Source organism: Vibrio mediterranei, assembly GCF_900088415.1.
GTDB classification, from domain to species: domain Bacteria; phylum Pseudomonadota; class Gammaproteobacteria; order Enterobacterales; family Vibrionaceae; genus Vibrio; species Vibrio mediterranei.
In genome coordinates, this window is record NZ_FLLQ01000003.1 from 249080 (window position 1) to 265619 (window position 16540).

Sequence of the window (16540 nt, forward strand, 5' to 3'; positions counted from 1 at the left end):
GTAAGTCTGAACCCTAATGCTATTTTTTGTTTAAAGCCCAATCGTAATCGTAGTCAATTTTACCCGCAAACCCTGTTAGCTTAGGGCTGTATTTTGCCATATGAGCAATGACACCACCTTGAGCTTTGAAGTCCTCAGCAAACCAGTCGTAAATCGACGAAAGTGTTGCCTTGTCACCTTTGATGTTTACGCCCTTATTTGAGTTGATAAAAGTGCTTGCCGCCTGTTCCAGTAACGCTTCTGTGTTGCTTGATGTGAACGCTTGAGGTTGCAGGTTTGGACATCCTAAACTGGCGCAGTTAACGGCGTAATGGGTTCTTGGGTCGTTCCAAATAGGACGAAGAATTCTGTGCTCAATATCATTAAGTGTCAGCGTTTGACCTGTAATTGTAATGACATCATCTCCCCAAGGTCCAAAGCTAAACAAACCACCCAGTTTTGTAATCGATTTTACTGGGTAATTATCTAAAATTAGGTCAACGGTAATCGCATTGTAGAGGTTCACCCAGTAAGCGTACTGTTCCGCTTTATTCAGTGTTCTAGGGTCGATGGCTGCGAGTTCCGACAGATAACTTTTTAATTGCTGCTTATCGTTAGGAGAAACTCGAACGTAACGTACCAAGGTATTGTCACCTTCTACTACCAAATATTTATCAAGAAAGGCTTGCCAGCTTTGGTGTGACACGTTTTGAAGGTTTGCTTCATTACTTGAGTTCCAGTAAGCCCAAAGCTCAGATTTCGGTGCGGAAAACGCAGTAAAACTAAACAATAAGAGAGAAGTCGTGAGTGCTCTAAGCAGTGTTTTAACCATAGCAACGATCCATTTTATGTAAGGCTAATCCATCAGACCTGTAAAGGTGCCGAGTTATTTCAATTTAGTGAAAAAAATCCCAGCGCTTGGCTGGGATTTATCAATTCGTTTTGGCATTTATTTTAGGAAGCTAGGAATGTTGGCTTCATAAGCTGCAATTTTGTCTTCGTGCTGCAACGTTAGACCAATGTTGTCTAGACCGTTTAATAGGCAGTGGCGACGGAACTCGTCAATCTCAAAGCTGTAAGACTTACCGTTAGCGGTTACTTTCATTGCTTCTAGGTCGACAGTTATCTCGGCACCTTCGTTTGCTTCGACGTATTGGAACAGTTCATCCACTTCTTGCTCCGTTAACCGAACTGGTACCATTTGGTTGTTGATAGAGTTGCCATAGAAGATATCAGCAAAGCTTGGAGCGATCATTACTTGGATGCCGTAATCAGCCAGTGCCCAGGGAGCGTGTTCACGCGAAGAGCCACAGCCAAAGTTTTCACGAGCAAGTAAAATGCTAGCGCCTTGATAGCGAGGAGCATTCATAACAAATTCGGGATTGTCTTGCTCGCCTGCGTCGTCCAAAAAGCGCCAGTCGTGGAATAGGTGTTTACCAAAACCAGTGCGAGTTACTTTCTGTAAAAACTGCTTAGGGATGATGGCATCGGTATCGACATTCGCTGCATCTAAAGGTACGACTAAGCCGGTGTGTTGTTTAAATCCTGACATGTGGGTTTCCTTCTTAGTCTAGCTCTCTGATATCAACAAAATGACCTGCGATAGCCGCTGCGGCTGCCATTGCAGGACTGACTAGGTGTGTGCGACCGTCACGGCCTTGACGACCTTCAAAGTTACGGTTACTGGTAGAGGCGCAGCGCTCATGTGGGCCTAGGCGGTCATTGTTCATCGCCAGACACATTGAGCAGCCTGGCAAGCGCCATTCAAAGCCCGCTTCTTTAAAGATAGAGTCTAAGCCTTCCGCTTCAGCCTGAGCTTTTACCTGCTCTGAGCCAGGGACAATCAAAGCTTGCACATGATCTGCGACTTTACGACCTTTAGCAACAGCAGCTGCAGCACGCATATCTTCGATACGAGAGTTAGTACAAGAACCTACAAATACTTTGTCTACTGGGTAGTCTTTAAGTGATTTACCCGCTTCTAGACCCATATAAGCCAGCGCTTTTTCTGCAGATGCTTTTTCTACTGGGTCAGCAAAGCTTTCCGGTGATGGAATAGGTTGGTCAACGGCAATAACTTGGCCGGGGTTGGTGCCCCAAGTAACCTGAGGTTTAATATCGGCACCGTTAAGTGTAACGACTGCGTCAAACTTAGCATCGTCATCGGTTTTAAAGGTTTTCCAGTATTCAACGGCAGCATCCCAGTCAGCGCCTTGAGGAGCGAACTTACGGCCTTTTAGATACTCAAACGTCGTCTCATCAGGAGCGATTAGACCTGCTTTCGCACCGAGTTCGATAGCCATGTTACATACCGTCATACGACCTTCCATAGAAAGGTCAGTAATCGCTTCACCACAGAACTCAACGACGTAACCCGTACCACCTGCTGCTGTAGTTTCACCGATAATGGCTAGGACGATATCTTTTGCCGTTACACCGGGAGCTACTTTACCTTTGACTTCAATCTTCATCGCTTTAGCGCGAGATTGTTTTAGTGTTTGAGTCGCTAGGACGTGCTCTACTTCTGAGGTACCAATGCCAAATGCCAATGAACCAAATGCACCGTGAGTAGCCGTATGCGAATCACCACAAACAATGGTCATCGCTGGTAGCGTAATACCAAGCTCTGGGCCCATAACATGAACAATACCTTGGTATTTATGATTGATATCGTAAAGCGTCACCCCGAATTCTTCGCAGTTCTTGGATAGCGTTTCCATCTGGATACGCGCCATTTCACCAGAGGCGTTGATGTCTTTGGTCGTTGTCGAAACGTTGTGGTCCATCGTCGCGAAAGTCTTACCTACTTGGCGCACTTGGCGACCTTTTTCGCGCAGACCATCAAATGCTTGAGGAGATGTCACTTCATGAACCAAGTGACGATCGATATATAGGATTGGGTTTTCACCCTCCGCTTCTACGGCGACGTGTGCATCGTAGACTTTTTCGTATAGTGTTTTTGACATTGCTAAATTCCTTGCTTCTTCCGCCACACCCCTATAGGCGCAGCGAAGGCGATGTTGTAATTATGAGTTCAATACGTAACTTGCGATCTTGTCACCCATCTCAGAAGTGCTAAGTGCTGGCTTATCGCCTGCTAGATCCGCCGTTAACTCGCCTGCAGATAGTGCCTTACTAACTGCGGCTTCGATGTCTTGCGCTGCGGCCTCTTCACCTAAGCTGTAACGAAGCATTAGCGCAGCAGAAAGAATTTGTGCTACTGGGTTAGCAATGTTCTTACCTGCGATGTCTGGTGCACTGCCGCCAGCTGGCTCGTAGAGACCGAATTGACTTTCATTAAGACTTGCTGATGGCAACATGCCCATAGAACCTGTGATCATCGCACACTCATCAGAAATGATGTCACCAAAGATGTTAGAGCAAAGCATGATGTCAAACTGAGCCGGATCTTTGATTAACTGCATGGTCGCGTTATCGATGTACATGTGGTTTAGAGTTACATCTGGGTACTCTTTTGCTACTTCTTCAACTACTTCACGCCATAGGATAGAGCTTTGTAAAACATTCGCTTTATCGATGGAGTAAACGTTTTTGTTGCGAAGACGTGCGGACTCAAAGGCAATCTTGGCAATGCGTTCAATTTCAAAACGGTGGTAGACCTCAGTATCAAACGCTTTTTCTGTCGGGCCTTCACCTTCACGACCTTTTGGCTGACCAAAGTAGATGCCACCTGTTAACTCACGAACCACTACAATATCGAAGCCTTTTGCTGAAATATCAGCACGAAGAGGTGAAAAGTCTTCTAGACCAGCGTGAATTTGCGCTGGACGTAAATTACAGAATAGTTGGAAGTGTTTGCGAAGTGGTAGAAGGGCGCCACGTTCTGGCTGGTCATTGGGTGGAAGGTGCTCCCACTTGGGACCTCCAACTGAACCGAATAGGATTGCGTTTGATTCTTCACAGCCTTTCACTGTGCTCTCTGGAAGAGGGCAACCGTGATTATCGATGGCGATACCACCTACATCGTATTCTTCACGTTCTAGTGTAATGTTGTGCTTCTCTGAAATCGCATCCAACACTTTATGTGCTTGAGCCATAACTTCTGGGCCAATACCATCACCTGGTAGAACTGCAATCTTGTAAGTACCTGCCATGGGGCTAATTTCCTTAAATGTTGTATTTGCTTATATTTCTTAAGCCCCTTGAAAACTATTGTCTGTACAACAACAGCAAGGGGCTAAATTTTCCTGTGGTCTTGGGAATGAACGCTTACCTTAGACCGCTTCTACTTTTTTCTGCTTCATCTCTTCAATCTGATCAGCGCGATGAATACTATTGATAACATGAAGTAGGGCTTGACCAGAAGCTTCAACGATATCCGTTGAGACACCAGTCCCGTGATATTTGCGACCCTTGTAGTTAGCAATAATATCTGCTTGGCCCAAACCATCTTCGCCTTCACCTTTTGCAGTCAAATCAAACTTATCTAGAACAATGTCGTAACCCGTCACGCGATAGATACATTGATAAAGCGCATCAACTGGGCCGTTACCGACGGCCGCCTCGCATTTCTCTTCATCACCACATTGAATCTTGATGCTTGTCGTTGCCATGATGCTACCAGATTGAACGCTTAGATAGTTCAACTTAAAGAAGTCGTCTTCGGCACGCAAGTTCGCAAAGTGCATTAATGCTTCTAAATCGTAATCAAAGACCTGACCTTTACGATCCGCTAGCTTCAAGAAATCCTCATATAGCGTGTCTAGATTGTATTCATTCTCGTTGTAACCCATCGCATCCATATGACTCTTAACAGCAGCTCGACCAGAACGACTCGTTAGGTTCAATGCTTTGTCTTTTAGGCCAATGGATTCCGGTGTCATGATCTCGTAGGTATTTTTGTTCTTCAACATACCGTCTTGGTGAATGCCTGAAGAGTGGCTAAATGCATTCGCACCAACAATGGCTTTGTTGTCTTGAATTGGCATGTTGCATAGCTGGGAAATCAATTTACTGGTGCGATGGATTTCTTGATGTTGCAGGCCAGTATGGACACCTAGAAGTTCTTGGCGCGTTTTAATAATCATCGCAATTTCTTCTAGAGAGCAGTTACCCGCGCGCTCACCGATACCATTAATGGTGCCTTCAATTTGGCGAGCACCTGCTTGGACTGCTGCGATAGAGTTCGCCACCGACATGCCTAAGTCATCATGGCAGTGCACCGAAATAATCGCTTTGTCGATGTTAGGAACGCGATTGAAAAGGGTTTGGATGATGCCACCGAATTCGTTTGGAACCGTGTAGCCTACCGTATCTGGAATATTGATGGTACTTGCGCCAGCGTCAATAGCGGCTTCGACCATACGGCAAAGATTGTCGATTGGTGTGCGTCCTGCATCTTCACAAGAGAACTCAACGTCGTCGGTGTAGTTACGTGCATGTTTCACCGCTTTTACGCCCATCTCGACCACATCATCATAACTACGACGCAATTTATCTTGAACGTGAACCGTTGAGGTAGAGATGAACGTGTGAATACGGAATGCTTCTGCGACTTTTAACGCTTCAGCGGCGGCATCAATATCTTTAGCCACTGCGCGTGACAATGCACAAACTCGACTGTTTTTGATGTGTTTAGCGATGGTTTGTACTGACTCAAAGTCACCTGGAGAGGAGATAGGGAAGCCAGCTTCAATAACATCAACACCTAGACGCTCGAGCGCATAAGCAATTTGCAGTTTCTCTTTAACTGTCAGACTTGCTGAAAGTGCTTGCTCGCCGTCACGCAATGTGGTGTCGAATATTATCACCTGATCTTTCATAGTTGCTTCCTCTTTGTACAGGTTAATCGTTTACGTCCAGTTCAATCGATATAAAAAAACCCGCTTGTCTAAGCGGGTTTTTTTAGAATTCTTAGTGGTGTTTTTCGTCCACAACCTACCCGCGCGATGTTTTCACGATAAGGAGGAGGTTCAGGAGTAGAGAAAAACGTAATGACACTGTTATGCATTCCACAAAATTAAGTTACAAGATTAGTACCGCACTCAAGCTCATGCGTCAAGGGTTAATCTGATTTTTCTTGGATATCGGATCAGTGAGCACTGCAGTCTCAGCGTTTTCAATAGTAAATTAATCAAATGATTAAATTGTGATGAATTATTGTTCTGCATAAAGCAAAGGTATCAGTCCTATAATTAATCTTGTGATTAATAATTAAGGTTAAATTATGCAGCCTGTGGAACAAGAGAAGAGAAAGGTAGGCCGCCCTAGAAAGCAAACTGACGCGCGACAAAAGCTGCTAGAGCATGCTCGTGAACTGTTTGTTGTCATGCCATACGATAAGGTATCGACTCGCCTGATTGCGCAACGAGCGGGCGTCAATATTGCGATGATTCGTTACTACTTTGGCAACAAAGAGGGGCTCTTCGAAACCATGGTTCGTGAGACCATCGCCCCGATGAAAAACAAAATGGATGAAGTTTTTATGAAAGGCGATCATCGTAACTTGTTTGATTTTATGCGTATTTATTATCACGAAATGAACAAAGTTCCACAGTTCCCGCGTTTAGTCGCTCAAATCATGCATATGCCTCCCTCGGCGACACAGAGACGACTGTTTGAAAAAGTGTTTGTTGATCTTGCTCGCCCAGACCATGACCTGATGTTTGGTCGACTGCAACAGGCAGGATATTTACGTGATGATATTGATCCGAAGCTTTGTAAAGTATCGTTCATATCACTCATGGTGTTTCCGTTTGTCGCGCCACCTGCCATGTTGCAACTACACGGAATCGAACTGAATGAAGCCTTTCTAGATGAGTTGCTCGAACACAACATCTCATTGCTATCACGTGCGCTGTTACGCGACCCTACTAACGACTAATCAGAATGTGACCTTATGACGTCTAAAAATAAAAAGCTGTTGTTTTTTCCTGCCTTTGCAGTTGGTGTAATTGCGCTCATTGCAGCAATAAACCTGAGACCCGATGTGCCAACGAAACCCGCTGGAGATCGTTCAAGAGTCGTGGATACCATGACTCTAGCACCGCAGATGTCAGCGCCTATCGCAATTGGCTTTGGTCGAGCTGAACCGAAAGTTGAGTGGAAGGCCATCGCAGAGGTGACAGGAGCGGTGGTATACAAGCATCCGAATTTAGAAAAAGGCACCGTGGTAGCGGCGGGAACGGAAATTCTTCGTATTGACCCTTTAGATTACGAACTCAAGCTATCACAGGCGATTGCCGACCTTAAATCAAGCGAAACTCAATTGGCTCGTTTAGACCAAGAAGAGACGAACCTGAAACAAACACTATCTATTGAGATAAACCGCTTACAACTCGCGGAAAACGAATACCAGCGCCGTGTGGACCTCAATAAGCGTGGCTTAACGTCTCAGTCTGATGTCGATACTCAAAAGCAAAATATGCTGTCGCAGAAAAAGTTGGTTCAAGATATTGAAAACCAATTGGCGTTGATGCCGGATGAAAGAGGTGTCTCCCAAGCTTTGGTGAAAGTGAACCAAGCGAAAGTAGATGAAGCGAAGCGCTCATTGGAAAAGACTCGCATTGTTTTGCCCGTTACGATGCGTGTTTCTGAAGTGGATGCTGAGTTAAACCAAGTTGTGAACTTGCAGCAAACCATGGTTACAGCACACCTAAACGATGTGATGGAAGTAGAAGCGCAGTTGTCGATTCACGATTTGCAGCTGTTGTCGAATACCCTGAATTGGGATGAGAGCCAAAGTGGTAATGTTGAACTAGATAAGCTGCAAGCCACTGTGGAATTGAGTAGCGGAAACCTTACGGCAACTTGGCCAGCTAAAGTGGCACGTGTCAGCGAAACCGTTGATGCCAACCAAGCGACAGCAGGTGTGATTCTGGAAGTTTCTCAATTGCCAAGCAACAACGGCCTTGCGGGTACGCCAGTGCTGGTCAATGGGATGTTTGTAAAAGCAACCATTGAAGGACAGAAACAACCATCTTGGCTCGTGCCTGAACGCGCATTGCACGGCGATAAAATCTATTTGATGAACGATGAAAATCGCCTTGAAATGCGTTCGGTACAAGTCTCTTACCGTAGGGATAATCAAGTGATCATCACTGGTGACCTACAGCAAGGTGAGAAAGTGATTCTGAACGATATTTTGCCCGCTATTGAAGGAATGTTAGTCCGAGAAAGCATCGACGAGGCAAGCCAATGATTCGATTTTTCTCTAAGCACCCAACTGCTGCCAATTTGCTAATGTTGGCATTGTTGATCTTGGGTATCTCGTCATTGTCGACCATAAAACGTGAAACCTTCCCGGAGTTTGATCCGCCTTATATTATGGCAGCTATCACTTATCCGGGGGCATCGCCACAGGAAGTGGAAGAGAGTCTCTGCGTACGAATGGAAGATGCCGTCGATGGCCTATCAAATATTGAAGAAACCAAATGTGAAGCGATTGAAGGTTCTGCGCGTTTAACGCTTAAACTCAATGAGCGAGCAGACATCGGCCGTATGCTGGTGGATGTGCAAACTCAAATTAATGCTATCAACGACTTTCCTGACGAGATTGAATCTCCAGTAGTTCAAGAGCTGGATTGGAATGAGCCTGTGGTAGACGTTGCTATAACAGCAGACACCAGTTGGCCAGAGCTAAAAGCGTACGCCGAGCAGCTCAAGCGCATTCTAAAGCTAGATTATGGTGTATCACTTGTCGATGTGAGCGGTTTCTCGGATCACCAATATCGTGTGGAGTTGAACACTCAAATCATGCGCCAAATGGGGCTCAGTATCAGCGATATCGCGGTGCAAATTGGTAATCAGAACATCAAGTTACCGAGTGGTAATGTTGAAACTGAAGACAAAAATTTCTTAATTCGTTTTGATGAACGACGAGTAACTCCGCAAGAGTTGGAGTCTATTGTTGTCGGTTCAAGTCCCAGCGGTGCACTTATTCGCCTGAAAGATGTAGCGACCATTACCGACCGCTTTGAGCTTGATGAGCAAAAGGTACTGTTCAACGGTAAGCCTTCTGCAGTGCTGAAGATCAGTAAAAACAAAGAAGATGATGCACTGCGTGTAAAAGAGCAGGTCACTAAATTTGTGGATGCACAGCGACTTATCGCACCAGAAGGCGTGACGTTAGAAATGACCAACGATATGTCATCGGTACTTTGGGATCGTCTGACCATGATGGTCAAAAATGGCTGGCAGGGGATCTTATTAGTCTTTGCGACGATGTGGTTATTCTTTAGTTTCCGTTATTCGTTTTGGGTTGCCGCTGGCTTACCGGTGGCATTTCTTGGTGGTCTTTTCTTGATGGCTAACCTCGGGCTGTCGATCAATATCATGTCGCTAGTTGGGCTATTAATGGCCATCGGTATCATGATGGATGATGCTATCGTTATCGCAGAGTCGATTCAATCTCACCTTGATCGAGGACAGAGTATCGATGATGCGGTCATCAATGGAGTGAAGAAAGTCCTACCCGGTGTTATCTCCTCGTTTTTGACTACCGTGTGTATTTTCGGCAGCTTGCTCTTCCTGCAAGGAGAAATGGGGGCGGTGCTGCGTGCTGTGCCACAAGTGTTGATTTTGGTGTTGTCGCTTAGTCTGGTTGAAGCATTTTTGATTTTGCCGAATCACTTGTCTCACTCGCTGCATAAACATAATAAAGATAAGCCTCCCGTAAAGTTCAAGCGCGTGTTACTCGAGCGGTTTGAGCATTTTCGCAATACAACATTAGTGAATGCGGTCGACAAAGTCGTTTCCTACCGCTATGCCTTTATGGGCAGTGTCTTTGCGATGTTACTTATCTCGGTGAGCTTAATCGCTGGTGGAGTAGTGAAGTTCCACCCATTCCCTTCATTAGATGGCGATATTGCTGAAGCGAGGATCATCCTTCCACCAGGAGCTTCCTTGTCTCAAACAGAGCGTGTTGTTGATAAAATTGTAGCGTCGGCTGAAAAACTCAATAAGCAGTGGAGCGACGAAATGGAAGGTGGCGAAGCACTGGTAAAACAAATTACTAGTCAGTTCAATACCAACCGTGATGCTAACGAATCAGGGCCACATATTGCTACTGTGAGACTGGATTTGCTCAGTGCTGAGCAGCGAAACACTTTGATCGATGATTTTATTGCGGCTTGGAGAGAAGATGTGGGAGAGCTTGCTGATCCGATCTCATTAGTTTTCAAGCAACCGACAATGGGGCCGGGTGGCCGTGCATTGGAAATTCGCATTAAGCATGATGACCTAGGCATGCTAAAAGCGGCGTCCGTTGAGATACAGCAATACTTGAATGAGTTTGATGGTGTCAGTGGTGTCTTGGACGATATGCGTTTAGGTAAAGAAGAAATTCTGGTCAAATTACGCCCAGGTGCCGAGAGCTTTGGTGTTAATGGTCAGCTGATTGCTAGCCAGCTTCGAGCCGCGTTTTTTGGTCAAACTGCCGATGAAATTCAGGTAGGGGTGGAAAACATTAAAATTGAGGTGAAACTCAATAAGCAAGATATTGGTGATATCCAGCAGCTGGCTAATTTCCCGATTTTCCTGGCGGACGGTTCACAAGTTCCTCTGGCTTCTGTCGCGACGTTAGATTTTCAGCGTAACTATGTGCGTATCCAACGTGTTGATGGTTTGAGAACCGTGAGCGTATTTGGTGATGTTGACGCATCTAAAGCTAGCTCGACCGATATTATCAGCCAGTTCCGCGCTGAAGAAGTCAGCAAGCTACAGCAAGAATATCCAGGATTGAGATTTGACTTCGAGGGGGAAACCAAAGACAGTGCAGAAACTGGCGCGTCAATGGCAAAAGGGTTCCTATTAGGATTATTTGGCGTATTCACCATTCTGAGTTATCAGTTCAGAAGTTACCTTGAACCTTTTGTGGTTATGTTGGCGATTCCTTTAGCCTTTATTGGTGTGGTATGGGGGCACTTGCTGTTAGGACACTCAATGAGTATGCCAAGCATTATGGGATTTGTGTCGCTAGCCGGTATTGTAGTGAATGACTCGATTCTCTTGGTTCAGTACATACGTCACCATGTGGATGAAGGCGATTCAGTGCATGACTCTGTGGTTAAAGCGAGCCGTGAACGTTTTCGTGCGGTGTTCTTAACGTCAATGACTACGGCGGCAGGTTTATTGCCTCTACTTACCGAGACCAGCTTGCAAGCTCAGGTTATTCAGCCGCTCGTTATTTCGATTGTGTTTGGTATTTTTGCTTCGACAGCCTTGGTGTTATTTATGATTCCATCGGCGTACGCTATATTGGCTGACTGGGGATTGGTCCACAAACACGAAGAAATCTAATTCGCGTAAACATAATATTCCTTACTTCCATTCTACAAGTTAGTGAGCTGAGTTCCTCAGCCACTAACTTTCATCATTTCTCCAATAAATCGTCACCTAATTGTCATTGTTGCTGACTACTTTTTGATCATGAGTTACTCGTTATCACAAGGAGTGAGTTATGAGAACCATTGAGCCAATTGCGCGAATGGATTTAGCCTTTTCATTGTTTTGCTTGCAGCATCGCTTTAATGCTCCGGTCGCTAAGATCAGCCGTTGGGTGTCCAGAACTGGAGATGGTCATCTTTACCTAATATTAGGATTGATGATTTGGTTTATGGACGATGTGGCAGGGCGTTTGTTCTTTGCTGCTGCGTTGCTGGCTTTCGCCATTGAGCTACCTATTTATTGGTTAACGAAGAACAGTTTTAAACGCCGCCGTCCTGAAGAGTTCTCTCATCTTCTTCAGGCCTTCATTACACCTTCTGATCGTTACAGTCTGCCTTCAGGGCATACCGCAGCGGCATTTCTAATGGCAACAATAATCGGGCACTTCTATCCAGCTTGGTATGACGCTGCTTTGATATGGGCGTTGCTGATTGGTGCGTCACGAATTCTGCTCGGGGTTCACTTTCTTACTGATGTAGTTATTGGTGCTGTCTTAGGTGTATCCGCTGCGCATGTATCGATCAGTTACGTGCTTGAGTTAGTTTAAAAGGTGATATTGATGAAGATTCTTTACGGTGTTCAGGGGACTGGAAATGGACATATTGCCAGAGCGAGAGCGATGTCTCAGGCACTGAAGTCTCATGATGTCGAGGTAGATTTTCTATTTTCCGGACGCGACAAAGACAAGTATTTTTCCATGGAGCAATTTGGTGATTACCAAACCCGACGGGGATTTAGTTTTGTGACCGAGGATGGCAAGGTTAATTACTTGAAAACAGTAATGGAAAATAGTTTAACCAGCTTTTTTAGTGAAGTGAGACAAATGGATGTCTCGGACTATGACTTAGTCATCAACGACTTTGAGCCAATCACGGCTTGGGCAGCGCGCTCTCAAAACGTACCAACCGTCAGCATCAGCCATCAAAATGCGTTTCTATTTGATGTACCACAAAAGGGGGCGAACTGGATTGATGACTCAGTTATCCAACATTTTGCACCTTCTCAGTATCAACTAGGTCTGCATTGGTATCATTTTGGCCAACCTATCTTACCGCCTATTGTTCATACCAACGGACATGATGTGACCTCGGAAGACTTCGTATTAATTTACCTGCCTTTTGAAAACACACAAACCATTATCGATGTGCTATTGCGCTTCGTAAATCAACGCTTTATCTGTTATCACCCTGAGATTATTGAGCAGCAACAAGTCGAAAACATTCTGATGAAGCCGCTGAGTCATGAGCAGTTTCAGCGCGATCTGCACCGTTGCCAAGGGGTAATCGCCAATGGTGGGTTTGAGTTGCCGTCTGAAGCACTGAGCTTAGGTAAGAAGCTATTGGTAAAACCACTTGATGGTCAGTTTGAACAACAAAGTAATGCCGCAACGCTAGAGAGCTTAGGGCTTGCTCAGTCCATGGACTTCCTTGATGCATCAGTCATTCGTGCTTGGTTAGATGAAAAGCAAGCTGAACGAGTAACCTATCCAGATGTTGCTAACGAGATTGCGGAGTGGCTAATAGCTGGAAACTGGGATTGTAGCCAGCAGCTATGTCATCGTTTATGGGAGAAAGTTGATTTTCCGAGTTACGCTTCCATTTAACGATCGTTTAGCCACCTTTATCACTTTAACGAAAAGCCGCATTGAGCGGCTTTTTTGCGATTAAAGCCCTGTAATACGTCGTTGTTGTATTTGCTATAAGTATCAATTCATTTTTAATGATAGATATGATGTATCTATTATGCGAATACTTTGAAAGTGGTTCTATATGGTAGTTAGATATAGCTAATGCGTTGGAAATTTCGAAAGATATACTTACTAGTTATGGTTTTAGAAGTTGTAACGGACAAAAGTTATTAAAAATGTAATTTATCTTTTTTTATATATAATGTAACTTATTGTTGTTAATGGATAATGTATTTATATCGATAAAATTTGGTGATTCTTTGTCAAACTTGTTGGTGTTGGGTTTGTTATTAGTAGATGGTTTGTTTTGTCCTCGAACTATGCAGAGGATTAATAGAACGTTGTAAGGTACGTAGTGGTAGCGAGTAAATAACTCCTGTTGCTAATCATTAATCCTTACTCACATATTCGAGATTGAAATTACACGAGGTTTACTAAATGTTAGACAAAAAAGATGCTATGAGCGCTATCGCTAGCTACCGCATGGAAAGCACATTACGCGGCGTAGATCTAAACCTATTGACTGTTTTCGACGCAGTGATGCAAGAGCAGAATATCACTCGCGCGGCACACAATTTGGGTATGTCGCAACCAGCAGTTAGTAATGCCGTTGCGCGCCTTAAAGTGATGTTCAACGATGAGCTATTTATGCGTCAGGGTCGTGGTATTCAACCAACACAACGTGCTCGTCAGCTGTTTGGTCCTGTGCGCCAAGCATTGCAGTTGATTCGCAATGAACTACCGAGTTCTATTTTTACACCAGAAACATCAACTCGCCTGTTCAAAATGGCAATTTGTTCTCCATGTGATATGCGTTTTGCTCCAAAAATCATGCACACTATTTCCGAGCAAGCGCCTCACGTTCAATTGCACTTGGACGCTGAAGCTGATCGTCAACTGGCAGATCGCATGCGCTATCAAGAAATTGATTTTGTCATTGATTACGCTCGTTATGATGCGCAAGGCTTCTCAAGCACAGAGATCTTCCAAGATGAACTGGTTGTAGTTGCTGCCAAGAATCACCCACGAATTCATGGTGTAGTGAGCACTGCTCAGTTAGCACATGAAAAGCACGCTAAGTTATCTAAAGTACACGGTGTTCGCAGCTTCTCTGAGCAAGCATATCGTGAACTGGAGTGCCAAGCTTCGTATGAAGGCACCAGTCTAAGCAACGTGCTTTATGTGGTAGGTCAATCTGAGCTTGTGACTATCGCACCACGTTGGTTGGTAGAAAATGCGGTTAATAAAGAGCAGCTACAAGTACTTTCACTGCCATTAGAAAACACCAAAATCAGCGGCTACTTGAGTTGGCACGAGTCGAGTGAGAAAGATAAAGGTCACATCTGGTTGCGTGATCAGTTGATGGTCATCTGCGGCGAAGTTGTCGCGTTGTCATAGTCTATTACAACTTTCTAGAGCAAGCCCTGAACAGTATCTGTACAGGGCTTTTTTAGTTTTTACAGAAAGTTATTATCATTGAATGATTAAACCGATAACTATTATTGATAACTTTGATATAGGTCGGTTGCCTTTTTTACGAGCATAGGTACACTTGTGCGCTCAAAAAGCTTACATGTGTAAGCTAAAAGGTAAAGATAGAACATGGCTAATTTAGATTTCCATATTGTAAAGAAGATTCGTGACCGAATCGCACAAGGTGGCGACAAGATCGCCTTACGACATAAAATCAACAATGTGTGGCAAGGGATTAGCTGGAAGGAGTTTGGGGTAAACGTTGATGCGTTATCTCTGGCTCTACTTGGAAAAGGAATCCAACCTCAAGACAAAATCGGTATCATTTCCAATAACATGCCGAAGTGGACAATTGCTGACTTAGCAGCATTGCAAATTCGCGCGGTAACCGTACCGCTATATCCTACAAATACCCCAGCTCAAACCAGCTATATCGTTCAGAACGCAGATGTTCGTATCTTGTTCGTTGGTGAGCAAGCGCAGTATGACGCGGCTTTATCTATCTATGAAGAGTGCAGTCAGTTAGAGCTTATCGTTGCGATGAGTGATGACATCGTTCTGGCTGAAAATGATTTCAGTGTGAGCTGGCAAAGCTTTATGTCTGATGCCAGCATTGAACAACAGTCCACGCTATCAGAGCGACTAGAACAGGCCAATTACGATGATCTGCTAACGCTGATTTATACGTCTGGTACCACAGGTCAACCTAAAGGTGTAATGCTAGATTACGCTAACATCGCAGCACAATTGAAAGGTCATGATGCAAGGTTAAGCCTTACTGATCGAGACGTATCAATGTGCTTCTTACCGCTATCACACGTGTTCGAGCGTGCTTGGACGTTCTATGTATTGTATCAAGGCGGCACCAACTGCTATCTACAAGATACAATGCAGGTTCGTGATGCATTGAGTGAGATTCGTCCTACAGTAATGAGTGCGGTGCCTCGTTTCTACGAAAAAATCTTCTCAGCTATTCATGAACGTGTTTCTAAAGCGCCCGTTCATCGCAAGATTATGTTTACCTGGGCGGTCAACATGGGTGCGAAAATGGCACAATGCCGTCAGGACAACGTTGAGCCTTCATTGATTCTTAAGAAGAGTCATGCATTGGCAGACAAGTTGGTGTTGAGTAAGTTACGTGAGCTACTAGGTGGACGTATTAACTTTATGCCTTGTGGCGGCGCTAAACTTGATGAAACCATTGGTCGCTTTTTTCAAGCCATTGGTATCAATGTCAAGCTTGGCTACGGTATGACCGAAACAACGGCAACCGTCTCGTGCTGGGACGATACTTGTTATAACCCAGACTCTATCGGTATGCCGATGCCTGGTGCGGAAGTGAAAATTGGCGAGAACAATGAAATATTAGTTCGCGGACCAATGGTTATGCGTGGCTACTATAAATTGCCGGAAGAAACAGCGCAGACGTTTGATGCCGATGGTTTCCTAAAAACTGGTGATGCGGGTCAATTTGATGAGCGAGGTAATCTGTTTATCACTGACCGTATTAAAGAGCTAATGAAAACCTCAAATGGTAAGTATATTGCCCCACAAGCGATTGAAGGTGCGATTGGTAAAGACCATTACATCGAGCAAATTGCTGTTATTGCCGATACCCGTAAATTCGTGTCGGCGCTGATCGTGCCATGTTTTGATACGTTAGAAGAGTACGCTAAAGAGCTTAATATTAAATATCATGATCGTCTTGAGCTGATTAAGCACAATGAAGTGGTTGAGATGTTTGAGAAGCGTATTACTGAACTGCAAAAAGAGCTGGCAAAGTTTGAGCAGGTGAAAAAGTTCAAGTTGCTGCCGACGGGTTTCTCTATGGATAAAGGTGAGCTGACGCCAACGCAAAAGCTTCGCCGTAAAGTGATCAACGATCGCTACCAAGATGAAATTGAAGAGATGTATCGCGATACCCCAAATAAGCCACACTAAGCTCTAGCGATTAAGCTGCAGTAGTAAAAGAAAAACCCTAGCTATTCGCTAGGG

12 protein-coding genes are annotated in these 16540 nt (G+C 44.7%); 7 read left to right on the forward strand and 5 right to left on the reverse strand.

Translation table 11 applies throughout. The features are described from left to right. Positions 1–19: 19 nt before the first annotated feature. The 5 genes from VME0621_RS11060 to leuA all read right to left on the reverse strand — a co-directional run bounded on the left by VME0621_RS11060 (position 20) and on the right by leuA (position 5762). Positions 20–799 (reverse strand): DUF547 domain-containing protein, encoded by a 780-nt coding sequence (locus VME0621_RS11060; protein ID WP_370736770.1) that lies wholly within the window; start codon positions 797–799, stop codon positions 20–22. A gap of 129 nt (positions 800–928) precedes the next feature. Further along, the gene (gene leuD, locus VME0621_RS11065; protein WP_006074847.1) at positions 929–1531 is read right to left on the reverse strand and encodes a 3-isopropylmalate dehydratase small subunit; all 603 of its coding nucleotides are present in this window, start codon (positions 1529–1531) and stop codon (positions 929–931) included. Positions 1532–1544: 13 nt separating this feature from the next. Beyond that, complete coding sequence (gene leuC / locus VME0621_RS11070) at positions 1545–2945, reverse strand: 3-isopropylmalate dehydratase large subunit (protein WP_062456752.1); 1401 nt, start codon at positions 2943–2945, stop codon at positions 1545–1547. A 60-nt stretch (positions 2946–3005) separates the two neighbouring features. Next, entirely contained in the window at positions 3006–4094 is a 1089-nt protein-coding gene (gene leuB, locus VME0621_RS11075) for a 3-isopropylmalate dehydrogenase (protein ID WP_031496032.1), read from the reverse strand. Between the two features lie 120 nt (positions 4095–4214). Then, positions 4215–5762 (reverse strand): 2-isopropylmalate synthase, encoded by a 1548-nt coding sequence (gene leuA, locus VME0621_RS11080; protein WP_062456755.1) that lies wholly within the window; start codon positions 5760–5762, stop codon positions 4215–4217. Between the two features lie 404 nt (positions 5763–6166). Between leuA and VME0621_RS11085 the strand changes: the two genes are divergently transcribed. From VME0621_RS11085 to VME0621_RS11115, 7 genes are all read left to right on the forward strand, one after another. Then, positions 6167–6823 carry a TetR/AcrR family transcriptional regulator gene (locus tag VME0621_RS11085; protein ID WP_006074851.1) on the forward strand — a complete coding sequence of 219 codons (657 nt, stop codon included), beginning with the start codon at positions 6167–6169 and terminating at the stop codon, positions 6821–6823. Positions 6824–6838: 15 nt separating this feature from the next. Continuing rightward, positions 6839–8140 carry an efflux RND transporter periplasmic adaptor subunit gene (locus VME0621_RS11090; RefSeq protein WP_062456758.1) on the forward strand — a complete coding sequence of 434 codons (1302 nt, stop codon included), beginning with the start codon at positions 6839–6841 and terminating at the stop codon, positions 8138–8140. Beyond that, entirely contained in the window at positions 8137–11238 is a 3102-nt protein-coding gene (locus VME0621_RS11095; RefSeq protein ID WP_062456761.1) for an efflux RND transporter permease subunit, read from the forward strand. The genes VME0621_RS11090 and VME0621_RS11095 overlap by 4 nt, the downstream gene beginning before the upstream one ends. 160 nt (positions 11239–11398) lie before the next feature. Continuing rightward, a complete protein-coding gene (locus VME0621_RS11100) occupies positions 11399–11932 on the forward strand; it encodes a phosphatase PAP2 family protein (protein WP_038229191.1) in 534 nt (177 codons plus the stop codon). Between the two features lie 12 nt (positions 11933–11944). Then, positions 11945–12988, forward strand: coding sequence for an MJ1255/VC2487 family glycosyltransferase (locus VME0621_RS11105; protein WP_062456764.1), 1044 nt, complete (start codon positions 11945–11947; stop codon positions 12986–12988). A gap of 522 nt (positions 12989–13510) precedes the next feature. Further along, the gene (leuO, locus tag VME0621_RS11110) at positions 13511–14470 is read left to right on the forward strand and encodes a transcriptional regulator LeuO (RefSeq protein WP_006074856.1); all 960 of its coding nucleotides are present in this window, start codon (positions 13511–13513) and stop codon (positions 14468–14470) included. 204 nt (positions 14471–14674) lie between these two features. Next, the gene (locus tag VME0621_RS11115; protein ID WP_062456767.1) at positions 14675–16486 is read left to right on the forward strand and encodes an AMP-dependent synthetase/ligase; all 1812 of its coding nucleotides are present in this window, start codon (positions 14675–14677) and stop codon (positions 16484–16486) included. Positions 16487–16540 lie beyond the last annotated feature (54 nt).